Origin of the sequence: Thiocapsa imhoffii (genome assembly GCF_016583985.1) — a bacterium.
In the GTDB taxonomy this organism is placed as follows: Bacteria; Pseudomonadota; Gammaproteobacteria; order Chromatiales; family Chromatiaceae; genus Thiocapsa; species Thiocapsa imhoffii.
Genome location: NZ_NRSD01000093.1, coordinates 1 through 572, shown reverse-complemented (window position 1 = coordinate 572; position 572 = coordinate 1). Strand labels below are relative to the sequence as shown.

1 protein-coding gene is annotated in these 572 nt (G+C 69.4%); it reads left to right on the top strand.

Going from position 1 to position 572, the window contains the following annotated elements; genetic code table 11:
* Positions 1-572, top strand: a 572-nt coding sequence (locus CKO25_RS20785; protein ID WP_276569071.1) for a TRCF domain-containing protein, incomplete at both ends; no start/stop codon positions are given.

Genomic DNA, 572 nt, shown 5'->3' with positions numbered 1-572 from the left:
CGTCCTGGTGTGCACCACCATCGTCGAGTCCGGCATCGACGTGCCGAGCGCCAACACCATCGTCATCAACCGGGCGGACAAGCTGGGCCTCGCCCAGCTGCACCAGCTGCGCGGGCGGGTCGGGCGCTCGCACCACCGCGCCTACGCCTATCTCATCACCCCGCCGGCGAAGGCCATGACCGAGGACGCCAAGAAGCGCCTGGAGGCGATCGAGTCCTTGGAGGACCTGGGCGCCGGCTTCACGCTGGCCACCCACGACCTAGAGATCCGCGGCGCCGGCGAGCTGCTCGGCGAGGAGCAGTCCGGACAGATCCACGAGATCGGCTTTACCCTCTACATGGATCTGCTGGAGCGTGCCGTGGAGGCGCTCAAGGCCGGCCGCACCCCGGAGCTGGACCGCCCGCTGGACCACGGCGCCGAGATCGACCTGGGCCTCCCCGCCCTCCTGCCCGACGACTACCTGCCGGACGTGCACACGCGCCTGGTCACCTACAAGCGCATCGCCAGCGCCGAGTCACCCGCCGAGCTCAAAGACCTGAAGGTGGAGATGATCGACCGCTTCGGCCTGCTGC